We start from the raw sequence: 23,675 nt of genomic DNA, 5'->3' as shown, positions 1-23,675 counted from the left end.
AGGAGACAGATGTTCGTCAATCCCGTCCGGCACATCACCTTCGACGCCCACGACCCCTACAAGATCGCCGAGTTCTGGTCGGCGGTGACCGGCTTCCCGATCCACCCAGACGACGAGGCCGATGACGACGAGATCCTGCTGGAGGCGGGCCAACCGAACGTGCCCGGCCTGCTGTTCATCCGCGTGCCCGACGGAAAGTCCGTCAAGAACCGGGTTCACCTGGACATCCAGCCCGCCACCGGCACCCGGGACGAGACCGTCGAGCGCCTGGTCGGGCTCGGCGCACGGGTGGTCGACGACCGGCGCGCCGAGGACGGGGTCCTCGGCTGGGTCGTCCTCGCCGACCCGGAGGGCAACGAGCTGTGCATCGAGCGCAGCGCGGCGGAGCGGGCCGCGTCCGACTGATCCCGAGTTCAGCGGCCGGTGGGGGCCTTCGCCTGCGCCCCGGCTCCGACCGTCCACGGCAGGGCGATCGAGACCGTCTTGCCGCCGTCCTCGGTGGGGGTGACCGAGAGCCGGCCGCCCGCCTCCGCGGTGAGCCAGCGGATGATGACCATGCCCCGGCCGTTGTCCTGCTGGACGGCGGCCGGGAGTCGCTTGGGCCAGCGCGGGTGGCTGTCGGTGACCCCGATCCGGAGCCACTCCTCCCGTTCCAGCCGGATGTCGACGGTGAACGTGGGCGACTGGCCGAAAGTGTGCTGTACGGCGTTGGTCGCGAGCTCCGAGACGATCAGCCGGATACTGTCCGCGGTATCCGCGTCATCGGGGAGCCCCCATTCGCCCAGTACCTCCGCGACGTAGCGGCGGGCGGTGGCGACCGAGGCGGGATCGCTCGGCAGAGTGACGGATGCTTCCTGGTGATCTGCCATGGCGACGGTCCCTTTCCCACCGGGGCCGAGCCGCCCCGGATCTGTGCTGGACGCCAGAGTGCCACCCCTCGCCCCGCCGCACCCGCCGTTCCCCCAAGATATGCATATATCTGTCGCTCGATGCGGTGAACTCTGCTACGGAAGAGCGTATTTGGACGGCAGACTGGTGCGAGCTGTGCCGGTGGAAGGAGGCGGGTGTGCAGCACGGTCCCGCGGTGCGTCGGCGCAAGCTCGGCGAGGAACTGCGTGCCCTTCGAGACCGGTCCGGACTCACCAGTGGTGAGGCGGCCCGGATCGTGGGATGGCACCAGTCGAAAATCAGCCGCATCGAAACCGGTCGAAGTGGCGTGAAACCCGAGGACATCCGCCTGCTCCTCGACGCCTACGGGGAGATCGTCAGCCCCGAGCAGCGCGCACTGCTGGAGGCGCTGTCCGTCTCGGCCGCCGGCCCCGGGCCGGGTGGGGACACCGGGCGGGGCCGCCAGTGGTGGCACGACTACCGGGGGCTGCTGCCGCAGGAGTACCGGGACTTCATCAGCCTGGAGGCCGGGGCCCGGTCCGCCCGCACCGTGGAACTGTCCGTCGTGCCCGGCCTGCTGCAGACTCCCGGGTACGCCCGGGCGGTGACCCGGGCCGCGCTGGGCGGGCTCCCGGAACCGAAGGTGGACGCGCTCGTCGACGTACGTCTGGCCCGGCAGTCGGTGCTGCGGGCCGATCCACCGCTGGAGCTGAGCGCCGTACTGGACGAGGCGGTGCTGCGCCGGCAGATCGGCGGGCCCGGGGTGATGGCCGAGCAGCTGCGGCACCTGGTGGAGGTGTCACGGCTGCCCCAAGTGCGGCTGCAGGTACTGCCGTTCAGCGTGGGGGGACATCTCGGCCTCACCGGACCGTTCGTGATTTTCTCATTTCCGAACATCGCCGATCTGGATGTGGTGGTACTCGACCATTTGACGAGTAGCCTCTATCTGGAGCGGAAGGAAGACCTAGAGGCGTACAGCGCCGCGTTCCGCACCATCCAGGCGCACGCCCTCCCGCCCCAGGACTCGTCGGATCTCATCAGCACCCTCGCTGACGACGCGTAAGGAGGCACCCCCGTGTCCGCAACCCCCTTATCCACCAGCGGACTTCTGAACAGCGCGCGGTGGCGGCGGAGCAGCCGCAGCACCGGAATGAACAACTGCGTGGAAGCGGCCGTCCTCTCGGGCGGCCTGCTGGCCGTCCGTGACTCCAAGCGGACGGACGGCCCGGCCGTGCTCTTCACCGGGCCGGCCTGGGACGGCTTCCTCGCACACGTCAGGGCGGACGTTCCCGCGTAACCCGCCTACCGGTCCGTGGCTCCGGCCGGAGCGGTCCGCAGGATCGTCCCGACGGCCCGGTCGATCTCGTCCCCCGTGAGATCCGCCCGGGCGGTCAGCCGCAGCCGGGAAATGCCGTCCGGTACCGACGGCGGCCGGAAGCACCCCACGGACAGACCTGCCTCGCGGCAGTCGGCGGCCCATTGCAGTGCCGCCGAGGCCGACGGGGCCCGAACCGACACCACGGCCGCGTCCGGCCGGGCCGCGGTCAGGCCGGACGCGGTGAGCCGCCCGTACAGCAGGGCGGCCACCTCGCGGGCGCGGTCCGCGCGCTCCGGTTCCCGCCGGAGCAGGCGCAGGCTCGCCAGTGCCGCGCCCGCGGCGGCCGGGGCCAGCCCGGTGTCGAAGATGAAGGTGCGCGCGGTGTTGACCAGGTGCCGGATGACCTTGGCCGGACCGAGTACGGCTCCGCCCTGGCTGCCCAGGGACTTGGAGAGGGTCAGCGTGGCGACCACCCCGGGCGCGCCCGCGAGCCCGGCGGCGTGCAGCGCGCCGCGGCCGCCCTCGCCGAGCACGCCGAGCCCGTGCGCGTCGTCCACGACCAGGGCCGCGCCCTCGTCCCGGGCGGCCGCCGCGTAGCCGGCGAGCGGGGCGGCGTCCCCGTCAACGGAGAACACCGAGTCGCTGACCAGGAGCGCCCTGCCCTCGTGCGCGGCGAGCGTCTTGCGCGCGGCGTCGGGGTCGGAGTGCGGGATCACCGCGGTCTCGGCGCGCGAGAGCCGGCAACCGTCGACGATCGAGGCGTGGTTCCCGGCGTCGGAGACGACCAGGGTGCCGCGCCCGCTGAGCGCGGTGACGGCCGCGAGGTTGGCCGCGTACCCGGAGGAGAGGACCAGCGCCGCCTCGAAACCGCAGAATGCCGCGAGCTCGCGTTCCAGTTCCTCGTGGAGTTCGGTCGTTCCCGTCACCAGCCGGGAGCCGGTGGCGCCGCCGCCCCAGCGCTCGGCCGCCTCCCTGGCGCCGCGGACGGTCTCGGGGTGCCGGGTCAGGCCGAGGTAGTCGTTGCTCGCGAGGTCCAGCAGCGACGACGACTCCGGGCGCGGGCGCAGCGTCCGTACGAGTCCGGCCTCGGCCCGGGCGCTCTCCGCGTCGTCGATCCACGCGAAGACGTCCGCGGGGTCGGGGGTGTGCTGGGGCAACGGCGGCATCGGCAGGTCCTCGCGTTTTGTCGGCAGTCCACAGACCAGCCTTGACCCTAGTCGCCGTCACCGGCGCGTCAGGTGTGGCGATACACACACTCCCATCCGGCCATGTTGTGCGATCTCTCCTTGGCCGGGAGCGGTCGTGTAGTCCAGGATCGGCGTCATGGACCTGCTGAACAACCTGGTGGACAAGGGGCTCCGACGCGAGCTGCCGACCCGCGAAGAGGCGCTCGCCGTACTGGCGACTTCCGACGACGAACTGCTCGACGTGGTGGCCGCGGCCGGCAAAGTGCGCCGCCAGTGGTTCGGGCGTCGGGTCAAGCTGAACTACCTGGTCAACCTGAAGTCGGGCCTGTGCCCGGAGGACTGCTCGTACTGCTCCCAGCGGCTGGGCTCGAAGGCCGAGATCCTCAAGTACACGTGGCTGAAGCCGGAGGAGGCCTCCGAGGCCGCCGCCGCGGGTGTCGCGGGCGGCGCCAAGCGGGTCTGCCTGGTCGCGAGCGGCCGCGGTCCGACGGACCGGGACGTGGACCGCGTCGGCAAGACCATCGCGGCGATCAAGGAGCAGAACGAGGGCGTCGAGGTCTGCGCGTGTCTCGGCCTGCTCTCGGACGGCCAGGCGGAGAAGCTGCGCGACGCGGGCGCCGACGCGTACAACCACAACCTGAACACCTCCGAGGCCACGTACGGCGCGATCACCAAGACGCACACCTACGCGGACCGGGTGGACACCGTGCAGAAGGCGCACGCGGCGGGCCTGTCGGCCTGCTCGGGCCTGATCGCGGGCATGGGCGAGAGCGACGAGGACCTGGTCGACGTCGTCTACTCGCTGCGCGAGCTGGACTCCGACTCGGTGCCGGTCAACTTCCTGATCCCCTTCGAGGGCACCCCGCTGGCCAAGGAGTGGAACCTCACCCCGCAGCGCTGCCTGCGGATCCTGGCGATGGTCCGATTCGTCTGCCCCGACGTGGAGGTCCGGATCGCCGGCGGCCGCGAGGTGCACCTGCGCTCGATGCAGCCGCTGGCGCTGAACATCGCCAACTCCATCTTCCTCGGCGACTACCTCACCAGTGAGGGCCAGGCCGGCCAGGCCGACCTCGACATGATCGCGGACGCCGGTTTCGAGGTGGAGGGCGCCGGTACGACCACCCTTCCCGCGCACCGCGCCGACGTGGCCGCGGCCAGGACCGGCGGCGGGTGCGGCTCCCACGGTGGCGGCGCCTCGGTCTGCGGCACCGCCGGCTCCGACGCCTCCGCCGCCGAGGCCGGCTGCGGCTCGGCGTGCGGCGGCTGCTCCGGGCACGCGGACGAGGCTCCCGTCCCGGCGCAGGCCGAGCCGGGCGAGGTGCGCTCCGACCTGGTGGCCGTGCGCCGCCGCGGCACGGGGACGGACATCGCCCCCAATGCCTGATCAGCACCACTCGCTGTCGACGGGCGCGGAACTCCTCGCGCTGGACCGGCAGCACGTCTGGCACCCGTACGGTCCGATGCCCGGGCGGCAGGAGCCGCTGGTCATCGCGTCCGCGTCGGGGGTCCGGCTGAGGCTCGGCGTGCCCTCCCAAGGGCAGGGGCACGACGAGTTGGTCGACGGCATGTCCTCCTGGTGGTCGGCCATCCACGGCTACAACCACCCGGTGCTGAACGAGGCCGCGACCGCGCAGCTCGGTCTGATGTCGCACGTGATGTTCGGCGGGCTCACCCATGAGCCCGCCGTCCGGCTCGCCGCGAAGCTCGTCGAGATCACCCCGGCCGGACTGGAGCACGTCTTCCTCGCCGACTCGGGCTCGGTGTCCGTCGAGGTCGCGGTCAAGATGTGCCTGCAGTACTGGCGTTCCCTGGGCCGCACGGGCAAGACCCGGCTGCTGACCTGGCGCGGCGGCTACCACGGGGACACCTGGCAGCCGATGGCCGTCTGCGACCCCGACGGCGGCATGCACGAGCTGTGGCAGGGCCACCTGCCGCGGCAGGTCTTCGCCGACGCGCCGCCCGGCGGCTTCGACACCCCGGTGGACCCGGCGTACGCCGACCACCTGCGCTCCCTGATCGCCGCGCACGCCGACGAACTGGCCGCGGTGATCGTGGAACCGGTGGTGCAGGGTGCGGGCGGCATGCGCTTCCACAACCCGGGGTACCTGCGGGTGCTGCGCGAGCTGTGCGACGAGTACGGCGTACTGCTCATCCTGGACGAGATCGCGACGGGCTTCGGCCGCACGGGTGCGCTCTTCGCCGCCGACCACGCGGGGATCACCCCGGACGTGATGTGCCTGGGCAAGTCGCTGACCGGCGGCTACCTCACCCTCGCCGCGACCCTGTGCACGGAGCGGGTGGCGGACGGCATCTCGCAGGGCGAGGTCCCCGTCCTCGCCCACGGGCCGACCTTCATGGGCAACCCGCTCGCGACGGCCGTGGCGTTGGCCTCCGTCGACCTGCTGCTCGGCCAGGACTGGACGGCCGAGGTCAAGCGGATCGAGGCCGGCCTGCGCGAAGGCCTCGCGGACGTCGCCTCGGTGCCGGGTGTGAAGGACGTACGCGTCCTGGGCGCGATCGGAGTGGTCCAGCTCGACCACGAGATCGACATGGCGGCCGCCACCCGGGCGGCGGTGCGCGAGGGCGTCTGGCTGCGCCCGTTCAGGGACCTGATCTACACCATGCCGCCGTTCGTCACGGGCGACGCGGACGTGGCCCGTATCTGCCGTGCGGTGCGCGCGGCGGCCGAGGAAGGCTGAGATGTCCGTACTGGTCGTGTCCGGCACCGGAACCGAGATCGGCAAAACGGTGGTCACGTCGGCGATCGCGGCCGCCGCGCTGGCGGCCGGCCGTTCGGTGGCGGTGCTCAAGCCGGCTCAGACGGGCGTCGGCCCGCAGGAGCCGGGGGACGCCGCCGAGGCGGTTCGGCTGGCCGGTCCCGCCGTCACGGCGACGGAACTGGCCCGCTACCCGGAGCCCCTGGCCCCGGACACGGCCGCCCGCCGTGCGGGTCTGCCCACGCTGTCCCCGGCCCGGATCGCGGAAGCCGCCCGTGAGCTGTCCCTGACCCACGATCTGGTCCTGGTGGAGGGGGCGGGCGGCTTGCTGGTCCGCTTCGACGAGGCGGGGCACACCCTGGCGGACGCGGCCCGCCTGCTCGACGCGCCGGTCTTGGTGGTGGCCGCGGCGGGCCTCGGCACCCTCAACTCCACCACCCTCACCGCGGAAGCCCTCCGGACCCGGGGGCTGACCGGGCTGGGCGTGGTCGTCGGCAGCTGGCCCGCCGAGCCGGATCTGGCCGCCCGCTGCAACCTGGCGGACCTCCCCAGGAGCTCGGGCCTGCCGCTGCTGGGCGCGGTGCCCGAGGGCTCGGGCGGCCTGGCGCCGGAGGAGTTCCGCGGCTCGGCGCCCGGGTGGCTCTCCCCCGCCCTGTCTGGCACGTGGTCGGCCGAGTCGTTCCTGGCGGCCTGGCCGGCGTAAGGGCGTGACGCGCGGGGCCCCCGGCAGCAGCCGGGGGCCCCGTTCTCCTACCCGAACGGCTTCACCCAGCGCCGCCAGCGGTCCTCACGGTGGTAGCCGGCCGCCGCCCACACCAGGTGCGCCCGCGTGTTCGCTTCGAGGACCATCGCGTCCCCACGCCGGCCCCCGACGGCGGTGAAACGCCGCTCGGCCGCTTCGAGGAGCGTGCCCGCGATCCCCCGTCGCCGGTGGGAGGGCAGTACGGCCAGCCGGTAGAGCGAGGCGCGCCAGCCGTCCCAGCCGGCGATCACCGAGCCGACGAGGAGCCCGTCGGACTCCGCGAGGATCAGGGCCTCGGGATCACGTGTGACGAGGCGTGTCACGCCGTCCAGGTCGTCCGTGATCGAGGTGCCCTCCGCCGCTTCCTTCCAGAAGGCGAGCACGTTCTCGGCGTCGGCCGGCACAGCGGTCCGTATGCGGATCTCGGTCATGATCTGGAGCCAAGCACGCCCGGCCCGCGGGCCGCCACCGACTTCTTCCCCCGGGGACGCGGACCGGGTCCGCCAAAAGGATGATCCGCCCCCTTTGCCCTTCCTTTACGATGTGGGTCGGGCGTTCCGCAGGGAACGGCCGAAGGACCGAAGGACCGAACGACTCCGATGAAAGGTGTGAGCGTCCGCCCATGGGCGAGCCTCCCAGTCCACGACCCTCCCGATCGCGACACCGCGCGGTACTCCTCCTCCTGGCCGATCATGGAACGGAGGTGATCGACCGATGACCGAGGTGCTCCTGCTCGTCGTGGCACTGCTGCTCTGCCTTGCATGCGGAGTCTTCGTCGCGGCCGAGTTCTCGCTGACCACCGTCGAACGCAGCGAACTCGAACGAGCCGTCGAGCGCGGCGAGCGGGGCGCCGACAGCGCCCTGGCCGCCGTTCGCACCCTGACCTTCCAGCTCTCCGGCGCCCAGCTCGGCATCACCGTGACGGGCCTGGTCATCGGCATGATCTCCAAGCCGTCGATCGCGGCCCTGCTCCAGGGTCCGTTCGAGGCCATGGGACTCTCGGCGGCCGCCGCGTCCTCCACCGCGCTGGTCCTCGGCACCGTGCTGTCGACCGTCGTCCTGATGGTCATCGGTGAGCTGGTGCCCAAGAACTGGGCGATCTCCTCCCCACTCGCCATCGCCAAACGCGTGGCGACCATGCAGCGGGTGTTCAGCCGGATCTTCAGGCCCCTGATCAGCCACCTGAACACCACCGCGAACCACATGGTCCGCCGCTTCGGCATGGAGCCGGCCGAGGAGCTGGCCTCCGCCCGCACCCCCCAGGAGCTGGTCGCGCTGGCGCGGCACTCCGCGAAGGCGGGTGCGCTGGAGAAGGACACCGCCGAGCTGTTCGTGCGCACCCTGAACCTGGCGGACCTGACCGCGGAGAACGTGATGACCCCGCGCGTCCAGGTCACCGCCCTCGACGTGCAGACCACCGCGGAGGACGTGGCGAACGCGACGCTGGCCACCGGCCTGTCCCGTTTCCCCGTCTACCGGGGCAGCCTCGACACCGTCGTCGGCACCGTCCACATCAAGGACGTGCTGGCGCTGCCCGCCGAGGAGCGCCACCGCCACCCCGTGGCGCAGCTGCTGCGCGAGCCCCTGCTGGTACCGGAGTCTCTGACCGTGGACCGGCTGCTGGACCGGCTGTCCGGCAGGCAGACCATGGCCGTGGTCATCGACGAGTACGGAGGTACGGCCGGCGTGGCCACCCTCGAGGACATCGTCGAGGAGGTCGTCGGCGAGGTCCACGACGAGCACGACCTGCACGAGACCCTGGACCTGGCCCCGACCGGTACGGACGCCGACGGGCGCACGCTCTACTCCGCCGACGGCGCGGCCCGCACCGACCAGCTCCAGCGGATCGGGCTGCGCGTGCCCGAGGGGCCGTACGAGACGCTCGCCGGTCTGATAGCGACCGAGCTGGGCCGGATCCCGGTGGTCGGCGACAGCCTGGAGCTGGGCGGCTGGCGGCTGGACGTGGTGGACGCGGGCGGGCGACGGGCCGCGCGGGTGCTGCTGCACATGCCGGCCGAGCACCAAGAGCACCGGGACCACCAGGGTGACGAGGGTACGGAGGGGGCCCGATGACCGCGATCCAGCTTCTGATCGGCCTGGCGACGCTGGTCGTCAACGCATTCTTCGTCGGCGCGGAGTTCGCGCTCATCTCGGTCCGGCGCAGCCAGATCGAGCCGTACGCGGAGCAGGGCGACCGGCGGGCCCGCGCGGTCCTGTGGGGTCTGGAGCACGTGTCGGCGCTGATGGCGGCGGCCCAGCTCGGGATCACGCTGTGCACGCTGGTGCTGGGTGTGGTGGCCGAGCCGGCCATCGCGCACCTGCTGAGCCCCCTGCTCGACGCCGTCGGGGTGCCGGCCGGGGTGACGCACGCGATCTCCTTCGTGGTGGCGCTGGCCCTGGCGACGTACCTGCACATGCTCTTCGGCGAGATGGTGCCGAAGAACGTGGCGCTGGCCGAGCCGGTGCGCACGGCTCTGCTTCTGGGCCCGCCGCTGGTGACCCTCACCCGGGCTCTGCGGCCGGTGATCTTCGCGATCAACGCCTTCGCCAACGCCCTGCTGCGGCTGCTGCGGGTGGAGGTGAAGGACGAGGTCGCGGCGAGCTTCTCGGACGACGAGCTGGCGCGGATCGTCAAGGACTCCAGTGACGCGGGGCTCATCGACGACCGGGCGAGCGAGCGGCTGCACGACGCCCTGGAACTGGGCCGCCGGCCGGTCACCGACGTGGTGCTGGCCGCGGACCGGGTGGTCCCGGCCCGTGAGGACATCACCCCCGCCGGGCTGGAGCGGTTGTCGGCGCAGTCGGGGTACTCCCGCTTCCCGGTGATCGACGCGCAGCACCGGATCCTGGGATACCTGCACGTCAAGGACGCCCTGGACGCCGATCCGGACGCGCGTGACGAGCCCTTCCCGGTCGCTGCCCTGCGGCCGATCGCGCAGATCCGGGCCGAAACCCCGCTGGACGACGTGCTGACCGCGATGCGGCGCAGCCGTACGCACCTGGCGGCGGTGCTCGGCCCGGACGGGACGATGACGGGCCTGGTGACGATGGAGGACGTCCTGCGCGAGCTGTTCGGCCGTCCCGCCTCCGCCTGAGGATCCGGCCCCCGGCCCTGCGGGGCCGGGGTACCGCGCGGTAACATCACTCCGCCATGGAGATGAATGCGCGTTACACCAGTTTCGTCGCGGTCGGCGACTCCTTCACCGAGGGCATGTCCGACCTGCTCCCGGACGGCTCCTACCGGGGCTGGGCCGACCTGCTGGCCGCCCGCCTGGCGGCGCTCGAACCGGACTTCCGCTACGCGAACCTCGCGGTGCGGGGCAAGCTCATCGGTCAGATCGCCGAGGAGCAGGTCCCGGTGGCGGCCGCGATGCGGGCCGACGTGGTGACGCTGGTGGGCGGACTGAACGACACCCTGCGCCCCAAGGTGGACATGGGCCGTGTCCGGGAGCGGTTGGAGACCTCCGTGGAACTCCTCGCCCCCTCGTGCCGACAGCTGGTCCTGATGCGCTCCCCGGGACGCAACGGACCGGTGATGGAACGCTTCCGGCCCCGCATGGAGGAGCTCTTCCTCTTCATCGAGGAGCTCGCGGCCCGGCACGGCGCCCTGGTGGTCGACCTGTACGGGGCTCCCGCCCTCGGGGACCAGCGCATGTGGGACGTGGACCGGCTGCACCTGACCGCCGAGGGCCACCGCCGGGTCGCCGAGGCCGTCTGGCAGACTCTCGGGCTGCCGGCGGAACAGGACTGGCGTGCCGAACTCCCGGCCACGGAGCCCCCGGGCTGGGCGGTCCGCCGGGCCCGGGACCTGAGCTTCGCCCGCCGGCACCTGCTCCCCTGGATCGGCCGCCGCCTGACGGGCCGCTCCTCCGGAGACGGCCGCCCGGCGAAGCGCCCGCAACTGCTGCCGTACGCGCCGTACGAGGACTCGCCCGTCTCGTAGCAAGGCACAATCGGGCGCGGGTGCCCTACCTGCGTAAACGCACAGCTCGGGCCCAAGTAGAATCCCTACACGTGACAGCCAAGCCCCGCATCCCCAATGTCCTGGCCGGCCGCTACGCCTCCGCGGAGCTCGCCGTCCTGTGGTCCCCCGAGTACAAGGTGACGCTGGAGCGGCGGCTGTGGCTCGCCGTGCTGCGCGCCCAGAAGGACCTCGGCATCGAGGTCCCCGACGCGGCCCTCGCCGACTACGAGCGCGTCCTCGAGACCGTCGACCTCGCCTCCATCGCCGAGCGCGAGAAGGTCACCCGGCACGACGTGAAGGCCCGCATCGAGGAGTTCAACGCCCTCGCCGGCCACGAGCACGTCCACAAGGGCATGACCTCGCGCGACCTCACCGAGAACGTCGAGCAGCTCCAGATCCGGCTCTCCCTGGAGCTGGCCCGCGACCGCACCGTCGCCGTCCTCGCCCGCCTCGGCAAGCTGGCCGGCGAGCACGCCGAGCTGGTCATGGCCGGCCGCTCCCACAACGTCGCCGCGCAGGCCACCACCCTGGGCAAGCGCTTCGCGACGGCGGCCGACGAGCTCCTCGTCGCCTACGACCGCCTGGAGAACCTCCTCGAGCGCTACCCGCTGCGCGGTATCAAGGGCCCCGTCGGCACCGCCCAGGACATGCTCGACCTGCTCGGTGGCGACGCCGCCAAGCTCGCCGACCTGGAGCAGCGGATCGCCTCCCACCTCGGCTTCGCCCAGGCCTTCACCTCGGTCGGCCAGGTCTACCCGCGCTCGCTCGACTACGACGTGGTCACCGCCCTGGTCCAGCTGGCCGCCGCGCCCTCCTCCATCGCCAAGACGATCCGCCTGATGGCCGGCCACGAGCTGGTCACCGAGGGCTTCAAGCCCGGCCAGGTCGGCTCCTCCGCGATGCCGCACAAGATGAACACCCGCTCCTGCGAGCGCGTGAACGGCCTGATGGTCATCCTGCGCGGCTACGCCTCGATGACCGGCGAGCTGGCCGGCGACCAGTGGAACGAGGGCGACGTCTCCTGCTCCGTGGTCCGCCGCGTGGCACTGCCGGACGCGTTCTTCGCCTTCGACGGCCTCCTGGAGACCTTCCTGACGGTCCTCGACGAGTTCGGCGCCTTCCCGGCCGTCGTCGCCCGCGAGCTGGACCGCTACCTCCCCTTCCTGGCCACCACCAAGGTCCTGATGGGTGCCGTCCGCGCCGGTGTGGGCCGCGAGGTCGCCCACGAGGTCATCAAGGAGCACGCGGTGGCCTCGGCCCTCGCCATGCGCGAGCAGGGCGCCGAGCGCAACGAGCTGCTCGGCAAGCTGGCCGACGACGAGCGCATCCCGCTGGACCGCGCCGCCCTCGACGCTCTGATGGCCGACAAGCTGTCCTTCACCGGCGCCGCCGGCGACCAGGTCACGGCAGTGGTCTCCCGTATCGAGGCGATCGCCAAGCAGCACCCGGAGGCCGCCGGGTACACGCCGGGGTCGATCCTCTGACCCCCGACGAGCTGAACGCCGCCCGTGACCGCGTCCTCCCGGACGTGGTCGCGGGCGGTCTGCGTGTGCTCTTCTGCGGTATCAATCCCGGCCTCCTCTCCGCCGCGACGGGCCACCACTTCGCCCGCCCCGGCAACCGCTTCTGGCCCGTCCTCCACCTGTCGGGCTTCACCCCGCGCCGGCTCGCCCCCTCCGAGCAGGAAGAGCTGCTGACCTACCGGCTCGGCATCACCAACATCGTGGCCCGCGCCACGGCCCGCGCCGACGAGCTGAGCACCGAGGAGTTCCGCGAAGGCGGCCGCATCCTGACGGCCAAAGTGGAACTCCTGCGCCCCCAGTGGCTCGCGGTGGTCGGGGTCACCGCCTACCGCACCGCCTTCGGCGAGCGGAAGGCTCAGATCGGCCCCCAGGAGCGGACCATCGGCTCCACCCGGATCTGGGCCCTCCCCAACCCCAGCGGCCTCAACGCCCATTGGACCGCCGAAACCATGGCCCAGGAATACGCCCGCCTCCGCGCCGCCGCCGAATCGCCGGACACCCCCTAAAGCGGATCGATGACCGTGACCCCCGCCATCAACAGGTAGGGATCTTCCGTGTCCCACTGCGCCACATAGGCCACCAGCCACTTCTCCCCGGCCCGCCACAGGTGCACGTGATCGGTGGTGTTGCTCACCTCGCCCCACGGCTCCGGTATCTCCTCCCCCTCGAACCCCCGCTCCAGCAGCGACGTGACGCTGAAGACCTGCTGCTCCCCCCACCGGTCGGCCAGGGCCTGGGTGAGCGCCTCGTACTCGGCCTCGATCTGATCGGCCGCCTCGGCCCGGCCCGAGCCGTCGTCCTCCCAGAAGTCCCGCGTCCGGCCGAGCTGGACGAGGTGGTAGCCCGGGCCGCTGCTCTGCCCGCCGGACCACACCGGCTCGGGCGGGAATTCCGTCACCCGGAGCCGGTCGATCGTGTCGAGATGCTCTGCCGTGGTCATGCCGTCAGTATCCCGACCCCCACTGACAACTGGCCTGCCGTCAAGCGTCCCGGCGCCGCACCGCCATGAGACCACCGATGACCGCGGCCGCGGCCCACAGCATCGCCACCCCCATTCCGGTCCACGGGCCGAGGACCCCGCCTATCGACTCGCTCCGCAGCACCATCTGCCCGGCCTTGTCCGGCATGAACTGACCGATGTCGCTCGCGGCTCCACTGATGACGAAGGAGAGCAGCAGCACGAAGGGGACGAGGATGCTGATGACGGCGACACCACTGCGCAGGATCGCCGTCAGGCCGGCCGAGAAGATCGTGATGACCGTCAGGTAGAGCCCGCAGCCGACGATGGACCGCACGGTGCCCGGGTCGCCGAGCCCCAGCGCGTACTGCCCCATGAACGCCTGCCCGCCGACGAAGGTGAGCAGTCCCGTCACCTGGCCCACCAGGAGCGCGAGGCCGCCGATCACGGCCATCTTGGAGAGGTAGAACCGCGTACGGTTCGGCACGGCGGCGAAGGTGGTGCGCAGGGCACCGTTGTGGAATTCGGCGGAGAAGGCATTGGCGCCGAAGGCGATGGCCGCCACCTGGCCGAAGTTGATGGCGTAGTAGGCGGCGAACAGCGGATCGTCACCCATGCTCCCTTCCTCGGCCGTGCCTATCGCCCAAGCCGTGAACGCCTGGATGCCGGCGGTCGCGATCAGCACGGCTATCAGTGCGCCGATCGTGCCGCGCAGCGATCTGATCTTGATCCATTCGGAGTGCAGGACGGGTCGGGTGGGCAGGGCGGTGCTCATGGCGAGCCTCCAGTCAGGAAGGGGGGCGGTCAGTGGGTGGCGGCGAACTGGGCGTGGTCCGCCGTGAGGTCGAGGTAGGCCTGCTCCAGTGAGGCGCGCTCGTCGGCGAGTTCCAGCATCGGGATCCCTTCGCGGGCCGCCATGATGCCGAGCTGTTCCGCCTGTACGCCGTCGACGGTCCAGCGCCCGCCGTCGGCTTCCACCAGCTCGTGGCCGTCCCTGGCGAGGGCGGCCCGCAGCCGGATCGGGTCCGTGGTGCGCAGCCGCACCCGGGGGGTGCTGCGTGCCTCGATGAACTCCTCCATCGAGGTGTCGGCCAGGAGTCGGCCCGCGCCGAGCACGACCAGGTGGTCGGCCAGGGTCGAGGTCTCGGACATGAGGTGGCTGGAGACCAGGACGGTCCGGCCTTCGGCCGCCAGCCCGCGCATCAGCTCGCGGATCCAGATGATCCCCTCGGGGTCGAGCCCGTTGGTCGGCTCGTCGAGGAGCAGCACCCCGGGATCTCCCAGCAGTGCGGCGGCGATGCCCAGCCGTTGGCGCATGCCCAGGGAGAAGGTCTTCACCCGGCGCTTGGCCGCCGAGGCTATGCCGGCCTGCTCCAGTACCTCCTCCACCCGGCGGGCCGGTATCCCGTTCGAAGCGGCGAGGAAGCGCAAGTGTTCGCGTGCGGTGCGCCCACCGTGGATGGACTGCGGGTCGAGGAGCGCTCCGACCCGGCGCAGCGGATCGGCGAAGGTGGTGAACGAGTGTCCGCCGATGGTGGCGGTACCGGAGGTCGCCCGGTCCAGGCCCAGCAGTAGCCGCATCGTGGTCGACTTTCCGGCGCCGTTGGGGCCGAGGAAGCCGGTGACCCGTCCGGGCAGCACGTCGAAGGTGAGGCGGTCCACAGCACGGGTGGTGCCGTATTCCTTGGTCAGTTCCCGAATCTCGATGCTGTTCATGTCTCAAGATTCGCCGCCGGCCCCACCCCCTGCCCTCCCCCACGTGGGGGGATCGTCTCCCCCGCATGGGGGAGACGGGAGCCTCACACCGGCTGCCAGGATGAGGACATGTACCGACTGCTCCGTGCTCCCTTCCGCGGGATCACGTACACCCGCTGGCTGCATCTGAACGTACCGATCCTGCTCGTCTCCATCTGGATGTTCATAGAGCCCGCCTGGCCGTGGATGCCCGCCGTGATCGTCGCGCCGTTCGGGTTGGTCCCCTGGGTGCGGCTGGCCGAGGGGCTGCAGGCGCAGTTTCTGCTGACTCCGCACGAGCGTGGCCGGCACGACGGGTCCATCAGCACTGCCGCATCCGCCCGTTGGGGGGACCGCTGGCGGACGGTCGCCTGGCTGGAGATACGGCTCCTGCTGTCGGGCGTGGCCATGATGGCAACGGTGTGGCTCCCGATGACGACGCTGGAGCTCGCCATCACCGGTGCGGGCCGCGCTCTCGGGTCGGACGACGTGATCCTCCCTTTCATCCCGCCGCGCTGGGCGGCCCTGCTCCTCCTGCCGGTGCCGCTGCTCCTGCTGCTGGCCATCATGGTTCTGCTCGGTGAGGCCGTCACCGCGATAGCGGCGAAACTCCTGGGGCCGTCGGCGGCCGAGCGTCTGACCGCGCTGGAGGCGCGGACCGAGCAGCTGCTGGAACGGACCCGGATCGCGCGGGAGTTGCACGACTCCATCGGGCACGCGCTGACCGTGGCGGTCGTCCAGGCGGGAGCCGCCCGGGCGGCGGGCGATCCGGAGTTCACCGAGCGGGCCTTGTGCGCGATCGAGGAGACCGGTCGGGCCGCGATGGAGGATCTGGACCGGGTGCTGAAGGTGCTCCGGGAATCGGACCAGCCTCCCTCCCAGCGGCCCACTCTGGCCGATGCCGACCGGCTGCTGGAATCTGCGCGCGCGTCGGGCGCCCCGGTCGACGCCGAACTGTCGGGACCGCTGGAGCAGTTGCCGGGCCCGGTCACGCGCGAGGGGTACCGGATCCTGCAAGAGGCACTGACCAACGTGCTGAGACACAGCGGGCCGGTTCCGGTCCGGGTCCGGGTCGAAATGGCCGTGGGAAGACTGGACTTGGAGGTGACCAATCCGCTCCCGTCCGAGGCCGCGCCGATGACGGGCCGCGGCTCCGGTCTACGCGGCATCCGGGAACGGGCGGCACTGCTCGGCGGGGAGGCCGAGACCGGGCCGCACGAGGGCAATTGGAGGGTGCGCGCCCGGCTTCCGCTGGAGCGAATACGCTGACCGGATGCCGGTTACCGTACTCCTCGTCGATGACGAGCCCCTGGTGCGCGCAGGTCTGCGCGCCGTCCTCGAAGCCCAGCCCGACATCAAGGTGGTGGGCGAGGCGCCCGACGGGGCCTCCGTGGTCCCGCTCGTGCGACAGCTGCGGCCCGACGTGGTGGCGATGGACGTACGGATGCCGCTGCTCGACGGGATCGAGGCGACCCGGGCGATCCTGAAGACGGTCGACTCCCCGCCGAAGATCCTCGTCGTCACCACCTTCGAGAACGACGAGTACGTCTACCAGGCGCTGCGGGCCGGCGCGGACGGGTTCCTGTTGAAGCGTGCACGACCCTCCGAGATCGTGCACGCGGTCCGGCTGGTGGCGGAGGGCGAGACGCTGCTCTTCCCCGCGGCCGTGCGGGCCCTGGCCGCCGAGTACGGAAATCGCCAGGCCCGGGCCGTCCTGGAGCGGGCGGCCCTGACCGAGCGCGAGGAGGCGGTCCTGAGGCTCATGGCGCGAGGGCTGACCAACGTGGAGATCGCGGGCAAGCTGATCGTCGGCACGGAGACGGTGAAGTCCCACGTCAGTGCGATTCTGTCGAAGCTGGGAGCTCGGGACCGGACCCAGGCCGTGATCACGGCGTACGAGTCGGGGTTCGTCGCCCCGGCTTGAGCGGAGGGGCCAGTTCCGGCCGATGGGGGGCTGGTTCTCGCTGAAGCACCAGGTGGGCAGTACCATCCGGCTGACGGGCTCGCTAGCTGGGAGGACACACGTTGGGGCAGCTGACCGGCGGGGACCCCTCTCTGCTGAGGCGGATCAATTCCGCCGTGGTGCTGCGTGCACTGCGCGCGGCCCAAGCGCCGACGCTCACCGATCTCACGCGGGTCACCGGGCTGTCCCGGCCGACCGTCGAAGGGGTCGTGGAGGGGCTGATGGCGACCGGACTGGTCGCCGAGGCCGACGCCGAGGAAGGCGCGCGGCGGCAGGGTCGACCGGCGAGGCGGTTCCGTTTCAGGGCCGAGGCGGGGCACCTGCTCGGCATAGAGATCGGTTCGCACCGCGTCGCGGTGCTGCTCTCCGGCCTGGACGGACGGGTCATCGGCGCGGGCACGAAGGACGTGGCGGAGTCGGCTTCCGCCGATGAGCGGCTGGAGAAGGTCCGTTCGGCCGTGGCCGATCTGCTGCGCCGGGCCGGGGTGCCGCGGGATTCCCTGCGTGCGGTCGGCGTCGGCAGCCCCGGGATCGTGGAGGCGGACGGCACGGTCCGCCTCGGTACGGCCCTGCCCGGCTGGACGGGGCTCCCACTGGGGGAACGGCTCCAGCGCTCGTTCCGCTGCCCGGTGAAGGTGGAGAACGACGCCAACGCCGCGGCGGTCGCCGAGCACTGGAAGGGGGCCGCGCGCGACACCGACGACATCGTGTTCGTCATGGCGGGGCTCAGTCCCGGTGCCGGTTCCCTGATCGGCGGCCGGCTCCACCGGGGCTTCGGCGGAGCGGCCGGAGAGATCGGCGCGCTGCATCTGCTGGGCCGTGAGGTCACGCCGGAGAAGCTGCTGTCGACCACAGGCGAGCCGCTGCACCCGCTGGACGAGCCGGCGGTCGCCGAGGTCTTCGCGATGGCCAAGCGGGGCGACGAGCGCGCTGTGGCCGCCGTGGAGCGGTTCCTCCAGCGGCTGGTGCACGACGTGGCGGCGCTGGTCCTGGCGATGGATCCGGAACTGGTGGTGGTCGGCGGCTGGGCGGCCGGGCTGGACGGGGTGCTCGATCCCCTGCGCCGGGAGCTGGAGCGCTACTGCCTGCGCCCGCCGAGGGTGGCCCTGTCCCTGCTCGGCGAGGCCGCGGTGGCCACCGGCGCCCTTCGCCTCGCGCTGGACCACGTCGAGGAAGAGCTGTTCGCGGTGGAGAAGACGGTCACGGCCCGCCGCCGCTGACCGTGTCGCGCGTCGCCGCCGGCCTGGTACTGGCGCCGGCGCCCGTGCCCGGAAACCGGTACGGCCCGGGCCCGGCGACTGCTGGGCCCGGGCCGTACCGACGACCTCGACGACTCGGCCCGCGCGGGGCCGCCCGTGTCAGGAGGCGACGCGCGGCTCGTGGGTGATCTCGACGTCGCCCGAGTCACCGAAGGTGAGGCGGCAGGTGTCGGCCCGGTAGGTGGCCACCGAGACCGCGGCCGTGCCCGCGCCGGTGAAGTAGCGCGTGGTGACGACGAGTACGGGCGCGCCGGGCAGCCGGTCCAGTTCCTTGGCGTCGTCGGCTCGTGCGGAGCCGAGCTCCACCGAGCGGTCCTGGCCGTCGAGGACCAGTCGCTGCAGCTCGCGCAGGACCGCGCGGGCGCGGGCGGGGCCGGCCGGGGCGTCGATCGCGGGGAGTCCGGGCACCGAGGCGGCCGGGACGTAGAGCATTTCGGCGGCGACGGCCTGCCCCTGGGTGACCCGGGTCCGGCGCACGGTGTGGACCGGCTCGTCGGCGGAGAAGGCCCCGCCGGTGCCCAGCAGCTTCAGGACCGCGGCCGGCGGCAGCGCCTCGGCGGCGTCCACCGGCTCCCAGCCGTCGGCCTGCTCGCCGGGCCAGCTGTGCCCCGGGGTACCGACGGCGACACCCACCCGCGGCGGGGCGACGGTGGTTCCGACCCCGCGGCGGCGCTGCAGACGGCCTTCGAGCTCCAACTGCTCCAGTGCCTGGCGCAGGGTCGCTCGGGCGACGCCGAACCGGGCGGCGAGTTCACGCTCGTTCGGCAGGACCTCTCCGACGGCGAAATCCTGGTCGAGTGCTTCGCTGAGGACGGTCTTGAGGTGCCAGTACTTCGGCTCCGGCACCGTTTCGAGCTGCGTGGTCCCCACCCTGACTCCTCCTGCCATCGCCGCACTCGCCGTGTGTTCCAGCGGCAGTTCCGCGCCTTTGTTTATTAAAGGTTCCTGCACTATCCCTGCGACGATAGGACGGTGCACCCCCTTGGTCAAGACCAATGGTCACCCCTGTACCGGGCAGATCGGGCATGGGCATCAAGCCGTTCACAGGATGTTCTCGCGGGCGCCGAAGGCTTGTAGTCAAGGGCTACCGGACGGTAATGATGACGGCAGGGCTACTGACAGCCTGTCTCACACGCGTCCAGCCGACGAGGAGCAGCATGACCGCCACGGTCTCCTTCACGATCGAATCGCCGCTCGGCCCCCGCACCGCCACCGTCGCCTACGAGCGCAAGGGCGCGGGCGAACCGCTCCTCCTGCTGCACGGCATCGGCCACCACCTCCAGGCCTGGCACCCGGTGACCGACATCCTGGCCGCCGAACACGATGTGATCGCCGTCGATCTGCCCGGCTTCGGCGCCTCGGCGCCCCTGCCCGAGGGCGTCCCGTACGACCTGGCCACCGTGTCCCCGGCACTCGGGGCGCTCTGCGCGGCCCTCGGTGTCGAGCGCCCGCACGTCGCGGGGAACTCCCTCGGCGGCCTGCTCGCGCTCGAAATGGGCCGGACCGGCCTGGCCCGCTCGGTCACCGCCCTCTCCCCGGCCGGGTTCTGGACGGAAGGCGAGCGCCGCTACGCCTTCGCCGCCCTCCTCGCGATGCGCGCCGGCGCCAAGGCGCTGCCCCTTACCGCACTGGAGCGGCTCTCGCGCGGCTCCGCGGGCAGGATGGCGCTCACCGGCACCATCTACGCCCGCCCTGCCCGCCGTTCGCCCGAGGCCGTGGTCGCCGAGACCCTCGCCCTGCGCGGGGCCACCGGCTTCGAGGCGACCCTGGCCGCGGGTGGGTCCGTACGGTTCACCGACGACGTGCCCGGTCTGCCGGTCACCATCGCCTGGGGTGCCCGCGACCGGCTGCTGCTGCGCCGCCAGGGCGTACGGGCCAAGCACACCATCCCCGGCGCGCGGCTGGTCCGGCTCCCCGGGTGCGGACACGTGCCGATGAACGACGATCCGGCGCTCGTCTCCCGGGTGATCCTGGACACCGCCCGTGCCCGGACCCCCGTGGCGGCCTGACGGCGGCACGGCGCGGGGTGGCCTGACGGCGGCACGGCGCGGGGTGGCCGAAAAGGGCGAACGGGTCGAAGAGCTGAACGGCTGAGCGGCTGGCGGCTGTTCATCCCGGGTTCGCGTGGGCGACGCGGCCGGGCCGGGGTGTGGCGGCACCCTGGTCCGACCCACCCCCGCCCGCCCCTGGAGACGCACCGATGGCACCGATGCCGCACACCCGACGGTCCCTGATCGGCGGTTCCCTCGCCCTGTCCTCCGCGCTGTTCGCCGTTCCGGCGCTCGCGGCCCCCGCCTTCGCCCGCTCCGGCCGGCCGAACGCGCTCTGGGGCGTGCAATCGGGCGAGATCACCGCCCACTCGGCCACCGTGTGGACCCGCTCCGACCGCCCCGCGTGGATGTCCGTGGAGACCTCCCCGAGCGAGGCGTTCCGGTACGCCGTGCGCCGCCACCGCGGTCCGCTCCTCGGCCCCTCCTCCGACTTCACCGGGACCACCGTCCTGCGCGACCTCCCGCCCGGCCGGCAGATCCACTACCGGGTGGTCCTGGCCGACCCCGACGACCCGCGCCGCACCTCCGAGCCGGTCCACGGCAGCTTCCGCACCACCCCCGTCTCCCGCCGGCACGACGTGCGCTTCGTGTGGTCCGGGGACCTGGCGGGCCAGGGCTGGGGCATCAACCCCGACCTCGGCGGCTACCGCGTCTTCGAGGAGATGCGGCTGCGCAATCCCGACTTCTTCCTCTTCAGCGGGGACACCATCTACGCCGACGGGCCGATCAAGCCCTCCGTGCCGCTGCGCGACGGCACGACGTGGCGCAACGTCACCACCGAGGAGAAGTCGAAGGTCGCGGAGACCCTCGCCGAGTTCCGCGGGAACTTCCGCTACAACCTGCTCGACGACAACCTGCGCGCCTTCAACGCCCAGGTGCCCGTGCTCGCCCAGTGGGACGACCACGAGGTGCGCAACAACTGGTACCCGGGCCAGCTGATCGACGACCCCCGCTACACGGTGCGGGACGCCGACACCCTCGCCGCCCGCGCCCGCCAGGCCTTCGGCGAGTACTTCCCCGTCACCGACCTGCGCGGCGGTCGCGCCGAGGGCCGGATGTACCGCGTGATGCGGTACGGCCCGCTCCTCGACGTCTTCGTACTCGACATGCGCACGTACCGGAACGCCAACTCCCCCGGCACCGCGGCGGAGGACCCCATCGGGATCCTCGGTCCCGAGCAGCTGGCCTGGCTGCGGCGCGAGCTCAGCCGCTCCCGCGCCACCTGGAAGGTGATCGCCTCCGACATGCCGCTCGGCATCGTCGTCCCCGACGGCGCGACCGATTTCGAGGCCGTGGCCCAGGGCGACCCCGGCGCCCCGCTGGGCCGCGAGCTCCAGATCGCCGAACTGCTGCGCCACATCAAGCACCAGCGCATCACCGGCACCGTCTGGCTCACCGCCGACGTGCACTACACCGCCGCCAACCACTACGCACCGGAGCGGGCGGCCTTCGCCGACTTCGCGCCCTTCTGGGAGTTCGTCTCGGGCCCCATCGGCGCGGGCGGCTTCCCCTCCGGACGGCTCGACGCCACCTTCGGCCCGGAGACGGCCTTCGTCCAGTCGGCGCCGTTCGCCAACATGTCACCGTCGGAGAACCCGCCCTACTACGGCGAGGTCGACATCGACGGCGACAGTGGGGAACTCACCGTCCGCCTGCGGCGCCAGGGAGGCGGCGTACTGTTCACCAAGACGCTCCAGCCCGGTCGGGTGGGGCAGTAGGGTCGGCGGGTCCACGGAAATGCCCCGGAAAACTGGGTGAAATCGGCCAGATGGACACTTAACCAGGCGGTCACAGATCGTTCGTGATCACGCAACACCCCTGCGCCACAGTGGTGTGCATGACTGACCGTGATCTTGCCTCTGCCCAGCGTCCCCACCGCCACCACTGGCGTCGTGACGTCGTCGAGCTCGCCGCCCTCTTCTGCGCCGTCGCGGTCGCCGACGCCATCGCCAATCTCGTCGCGCACGGGCCCGGAGGCCCGGTCCTGCTCGTCGCCTCGGCCGTCGCGCTCCTCGTCACCGCGGCCTTCCACACCTGGTGGGCCAGGCGCCACAGCCATGCGCCGCCGCCGGACACCGGGCCGGCGGCGGTCCGGGGCACGAGGACAGGCGCGGGCACGGCCCCCACCGCCGACGCGCCGACCGCCGCCCTGTGGCGGATGCGCACGACCGTACGGGACGAACCCGGCTCCCTGGCCGCCCTCTGCACCGCCCTCGCCCGCAACGGCGTCGACATCCTCACGCTCCAGACGCACCCGCTCCCCGAGGGCGGCACGGTCGACGAGTTCCTGCTGCGGGCCCCGCAGCAGCTGCCGTCCGCCGACCTCACCCGCGCCATCGCGCTGGCCGGCGGGCACAGCACCTGGATCGAGCGCGCCGACGCCCACGACCTGGTCGACACCCCGACCCGGGTCCTGGGCCTGGCCACCCGCACCGCCCTCGACGCCGCCGAACTGCCGCTCGCGCTGCGCCAGCTGCTGGGCCGCTGCACCATCCACTCGATCCCGGCGACCACCCTCTCCGGCCGTCCCAACGCGGGCGCCGACGCCCCGGTGGAAGGAGTGCTGGAGGCCACCGTCATGCGGCTGCGCGACCCCTCGGGCGGCGCGATCACCGTGGAGCGGCCCTACCTCCCCTTCACGCCGACCGAGTTCGCCCGCGCCCGTGCCCTCGTCGAGCTCGACGCCCGCCTCGGCCCCCGCGTCCCGCGCGGCCTGGACGTACTGACCCTGCCCGAGGGCAACGAGGTCACCGTCCGCCGCGCCGACGGCTCCGACCTGACCGCCGCCCGCGCGATGCACGACCGCTGCTCCGAGCGCACCCTGTCGCTGCGCTACCACGGCCCCGTCGCCGACGCCGACCGCTACCTCGGCCACCTGCTCAGCCCCCGGTTCGGCCGCACCCTGGCCGCCACCACCGCCTCGGGCAGGCTCGTGGCCCTCGGCCACCTCCTGTGGGACGGCGACGAGACCGAGGTCGCGCTCCTCATCGAGGACGACTGGCAGCGCCGCGGCATCGGCTCCGAACTGCTGCGCCGGCTCGTCGCGATGGCCGTCGAGGCCGGCTGCGACAGCGTGTACGCGGTCACTCAGGCCTCCAACACCGGCATGGTCGCCGCCATGCGCGGGCTCGGCCTCCCCCTCGACTACCAGATCGAGGAGGGCACGCTCGTGATCACGGCCCGGCTGGACGCGACCCCCGTCAGCTCGCGCCTGCCGTACGACGTCACCCACGACATCACCCACCAGATCACCCACGACGGCACGCACGAACTCCCGCGGCGCGAACCGCGGCCTCCGCGCAACCACCACTGAACCCACCCGCCGGGACCGGCGACAACCAGCCACAACCGGCCGCCGGGGAACGTCCCTT

The 23,675-nt window shown here is 72.2% G+C and carries 24 protein-coding genes; 17 read left to right on the top strand and 7 right to left on the bottom strand.

Going from position 1 to position 23,675, the window contains the following annotated elements; genetic code table 11:
* Positions 1-9: 9 nt before the first annotated feature.
* Complete coding sequence (locus tag ACIQ5Y_RS13960; protein WP_403879404.1) at positions 10-405, top strand: VOC family protein; 396 nt, start codon at positions 10-12, stop codon at positions 403-405.
* Positions 406-413: 8 nt separating this feature from the next.
* Here ACIQ5Y_RS13960 and ACIQ5Y_RS13955 read toward each other — a convergent pair whose 3' ends face one another.
* On the bottom strand, positions 414-869 hold the full coding sequence (locus ACIQ5Y_RS13955; protein ID WP_403879402.1) for an ATP-binding protein: 456 nt from the start codon (positions 867-869) through the stop codon (positions 414-416).
* Between the two features lie 197 nt (positions 870-1,066).
* Here ACIQ5Y_RS13955 and ACIQ5Y_RS13950 point away from each other — a divergent pair, with 197 nt between their 5' ends.
* On the top strand, positions 1,067-1,951 hold the full coding sequence (locus ACIQ5Y_RS13950; RefSeq protein WP_403879400.1) for a helix-turn-helix domain-containing protein: 885 nt from the start codon (positions 1,067-1,069) through the stop codon (positions 1,949-1,951).
* A 12-nt stretch (positions 1,952-1,963) separates the two neighbouring features.
* A complete protein-coding gene (locus ACIQ5Y_RS13945) occupies positions 1,964-2,185 on the top strand; it encodes a DUF397 domain-containing protein (protein ID WP_403879398.1) in 222 nt (73 codons plus the stop codon).
* Positions 2,186-2,190: 5 nt separating this feature from the next.
* On the opposite strand, the gene ACIQ5Y_RS13940 is transcribed toward ACIQ5Y_RS13945, so the two are convergent.
* Positions 2,191-3,372 (bottom strand): 8-amino-7-oxononanoate synthase, encoded by a 1,182-nt coding sequence (locus tag ACIQ5Y_RS13940; RefSeq protein WP_403879396.1) that lies wholly within the window; start codon positions 3,370-3,372, stop codon positions 2,191-2,193.
* A 157-nt stretch (positions 3,373-3,529) separates the two neighbouring features.
* On the opposite strand from ACIQ5Y_RS13940, the gene bioB reads away from it, so the two are divergent.
* From bioB to bioD, 3 genes are read left to right on the top strand one after another with little or no spacing between them, the layout of a single operon-like run.
* Positions 3,530-4,777, top strand: a complete 1,248-nt coding sequence (gene bioB / locus ACIQ5Y_RS13935) for a biotin synthase BioB (protein WP_403879394.1) — start codon at positions 3,530-3,532, stop codon at positions 4,775-4,777.
* Entirely contained in the window at positions 4,770-6,092 is a 1,323-nt protein-coding gene (locus ACIQ5Y_RS13930; protein WP_403879392.1) for an adenosylmethionine--8-amino-7-oxononanoate transaminase, read from the top strand. The genes bioB and ACIQ5Y_RS13930 overlap by 8 nt, the downstream gene beginning before the upstream one ends.
* A gap of 1 nt (position 6,093) precedes the next feature.
* Positions 6,094-6,813, top strand: coding sequence for a dethiobiotin synthase (gene bioD / locus ACIQ5Y_RS13925; protein ID WP_403879390.1), 720 nt, complete (start codon positions 6,094-6,096; stop codon positions 6,811-6,813).
* Positions 6,814-6,860: 47 nt separating this feature from the next.
* On the opposite strand, the gene ACIQ5Y_RS13920 is transcribed toward bioD, so the two are convergent.
* Positions 6,861-7,283 carry a GNAT family N-acetyltransferase gene (locus tag ACIQ5Y_RS13920; protein WP_403879388.1) on the bottom strand — a complete coding sequence of 141 codons (423 nt, stop codon included), beginning with the start codon at positions 7,281-7,283 and terminating at the stop codon, positions 6,861-6,863.
* A 283-nt stretch (positions 7,284-7,566) separates the two neighbouring features.
* On the opposite strand from ACIQ5Y_RS13920, the gene ACIQ5Y_RS13915 reads away from it, so the two are divergent.
* The 5 genes from ACIQ5Y_RS13915 (at position 7,567) to mug (ending at position 12,845) form a co-directional block, all read left to right on the top strand.
* Positions 7,567-8,925 (top strand): hemolysin family protein, encoded by a 1,359-nt coding sequence (locus tag ACIQ5Y_RS13915; RefSeq protein ID WP_403879386.1) that lies wholly within the window; start codon positions 7,567-7,569, stop codon positions 8,923-8,925.
* On the top strand, positions 8,922-9,947 hold the full coding sequence (locus tag ACIQ5Y_RS13910) for a hemolysin family protein (protein ID WP_403879385.1): 1,026 nt from the start codon (positions 8,922-8,924) through the stop codon (positions 9,945-9,947). The genes ACIQ5Y_RS13915 and ACIQ5Y_RS13910 overlap by 4 nt, the downstream gene beginning before the upstream one ends.
* A gap of 56 nt (positions 9,948-10,003) precedes the next feature.
* Complete coding sequence (locus tag ACIQ5Y_RS13905; protein ID WP_403879383.1) at positions 10,004-10,795, top strand: SGNH/GDSL hydrolase family protein; 792 nt, start codon at positions 10,004-10,006, stop codon at positions 10,793-10,795.
* 71 nt (positions 10,796-10,866) lie between these two features.
* Entirely contained in the window at positions 10,867-12,300 is a 1,434-nt protein-coding gene (gene purB, locus ACIQ5Y_RS13900; RefSeq protein ID WP_403879381.1) for an adenylosuccinate lyase, read from the top strand.
* Complete coding sequence (gene mug, locus ACIQ5Y_RS13895) at positions 12,297-12,845, top strand: G/U mismatch-specific DNA glycosylase (RefSeq protein WP_403879631.1); 549 nt, start codon at positions 12,297-12,299, stop codon at positions 12,843-12,845. The genes purB and mug overlap by 4 nt, the downstream gene beginning before the upstream one ends.
* Here the strand turns inward: mug and ACIQ5Y_RS13890 are convergent.
* Genes ACIQ5Y_RS13890 through ACIQ5Y_RS13880 form a run of 3 tightly spaced genes read right to left on the bottom strand, consistent with a single transcriptional unit; the run spans position 12,842 to position 15,013 of the window.
* Entirely contained in the window at positions 12,842-13,279 is a 438-nt protein-coding gene (locus ACIQ5Y_RS13890; RefSeq protein ID WP_403879379.1) for a hypothetical protein, read from the bottom strand. The genes mug and ACIQ5Y_RS13890 overlap by 4 nt on opposite strands.
* A gap of 40 nt (positions 13,280-13,319) precedes the next feature.
* Entirely contained in the window at positions 13,320-14,072 is a 753-nt protein-coding gene (locus ACIQ5Y_RS13885; RefSeq protein ID WP_403879377.1) for an ABC transporter permease, read from the bottom strand.
* Positions 14,073-14,101: 29 nt separating this feature from the next.
* Complete coding sequence (locus tag ACIQ5Y_RS13880; protein ID WP_403879375.1) at positions 14,102-15,013, bottom strand: ABC transporter ATP-binding protein; 912 nt, start codon at positions 15,011-15,013, stop codon at positions 14,102-14,104.
* A gap of 108 nt (positions 15,014-15,121) precedes the next feature.
* Here ACIQ5Y_RS13880 and ACIQ5Y_RS13875 point away from each other — a divergent pair, with 108 nt between their 5' ends.
* From ACIQ5Y_RS13875 to ACIQ5Y_RS13865, 3 genes are all read left to right on the top strand, one after another.
* Complete coding sequence (locus ACIQ5Y_RS13875; RefSeq protein WP_403879373.1) at positions 15,122-16,300, top strand: sensor histidine kinase; 1,179 nt, start codon at positions 15,122-15,124, stop codon at positions 16,298-16,300.
* Between the two features lie 4 nt (positions 16,301-16,304).
* A complete protein-coding gene (locus tag ACIQ5Y_RS13870) occupies positions 16,305-16,955 on the top strand; it encodes a response regulator (RefSeq protein WP_403879371.1) in 651 nt (216 codons plus the stop codon).
* A 101-nt stretch (positions 16,956-17,056) separates the two neighbouring features.
* On the top strand, positions 17,057-18,214 hold the full coding sequence (locus tag ACIQ5Y_RS13865) for an ROK family transcriptional regulator (protein WP_403879369.1): 1,158 nt from the start codon (positions 17,057-17,059) through the stop codon (positions 18,212-18,214).
* Positions 18,215-18,352: 138 nt separating this feature from the next.
* On the opposite strand, the gene ACIQ5Y_RS13860 is transcribed toward ACIQ5Y_RS13865, so the two are convergent.
* Entirely contained in the window at positions 18,353-19,123 is a 771-nt protein-coding gene (locus ACIQ5Y_RS13860) for a GntR family transcriptional regulator (protein ID WP_403879367.1), read from the bottom strand.
* 287 nt (positions 19,124-19,410) lie between these two features.
* Here ACIQ5Y_RS13860 and ACIQ5Y_RS13855 point away from each other — a divergent pair, with 287 nt between their 5' ends.
* The 3 genes from ACIQ5Y_RS13855 (at position 19,411) to ACIQ5Y_RS13845 (ending at position 23,617) form a co-directional block, all read left to right on the top strand.
* Positions 19,411-20,262, top strand: a complete 852-nt coding sequence (locus tag ACIQ5Y_RS13855) for an alpha/beta fold hydrolase (RefSeq protein WP_403879365.1) — start codon at positions 19,411-19,413, stop codon at positions 20,260-20,262.
* A gap of 191 nt (positions 20,263-20,453) precedes the next feature.
* A complete protein-coding gene (locus ACIQ5Y_RS13850; protein WP_403879363.1) occupies positions 20,454-22,022 on the top strand; it encodes an alkaline phosphatase D family protein in 1,569 nt (522 codons plus the stop codon).
* Positions 22,023-22,141: 119 nt separating this feature from the next.
* Positions 22,142-23,617 carry a GNAT family N-acetyltransferase gene (locus tag ACIQ5Y_RS13845; RefSeq protein ID WP_403879361.1) on the top strand — a complete coding sequence of 492 codons (1,476 nt, stop codon included), beginning with the start codon at positions 22,142-22,144 and terminating at the stop codon, positions 23,615-23,617.
* Positions 23,618-23,675 lie beyond the last annotated feature (58 nt).

Origin of the sequence: Streptomyces sp. NPDC096339 (assembly GCF_044762985.1) — a bacterium.
GTDB lineage: Bacteria > Actinomycetota > Actinomycetes > Streptomycetales > Streptomycetaceae > Streptomyces.
The sequence above is the reverse complement of the archived record's forward strand: the minus strand, read 5'-3'. Positions and strand labels throughout refer to the sequence as shown.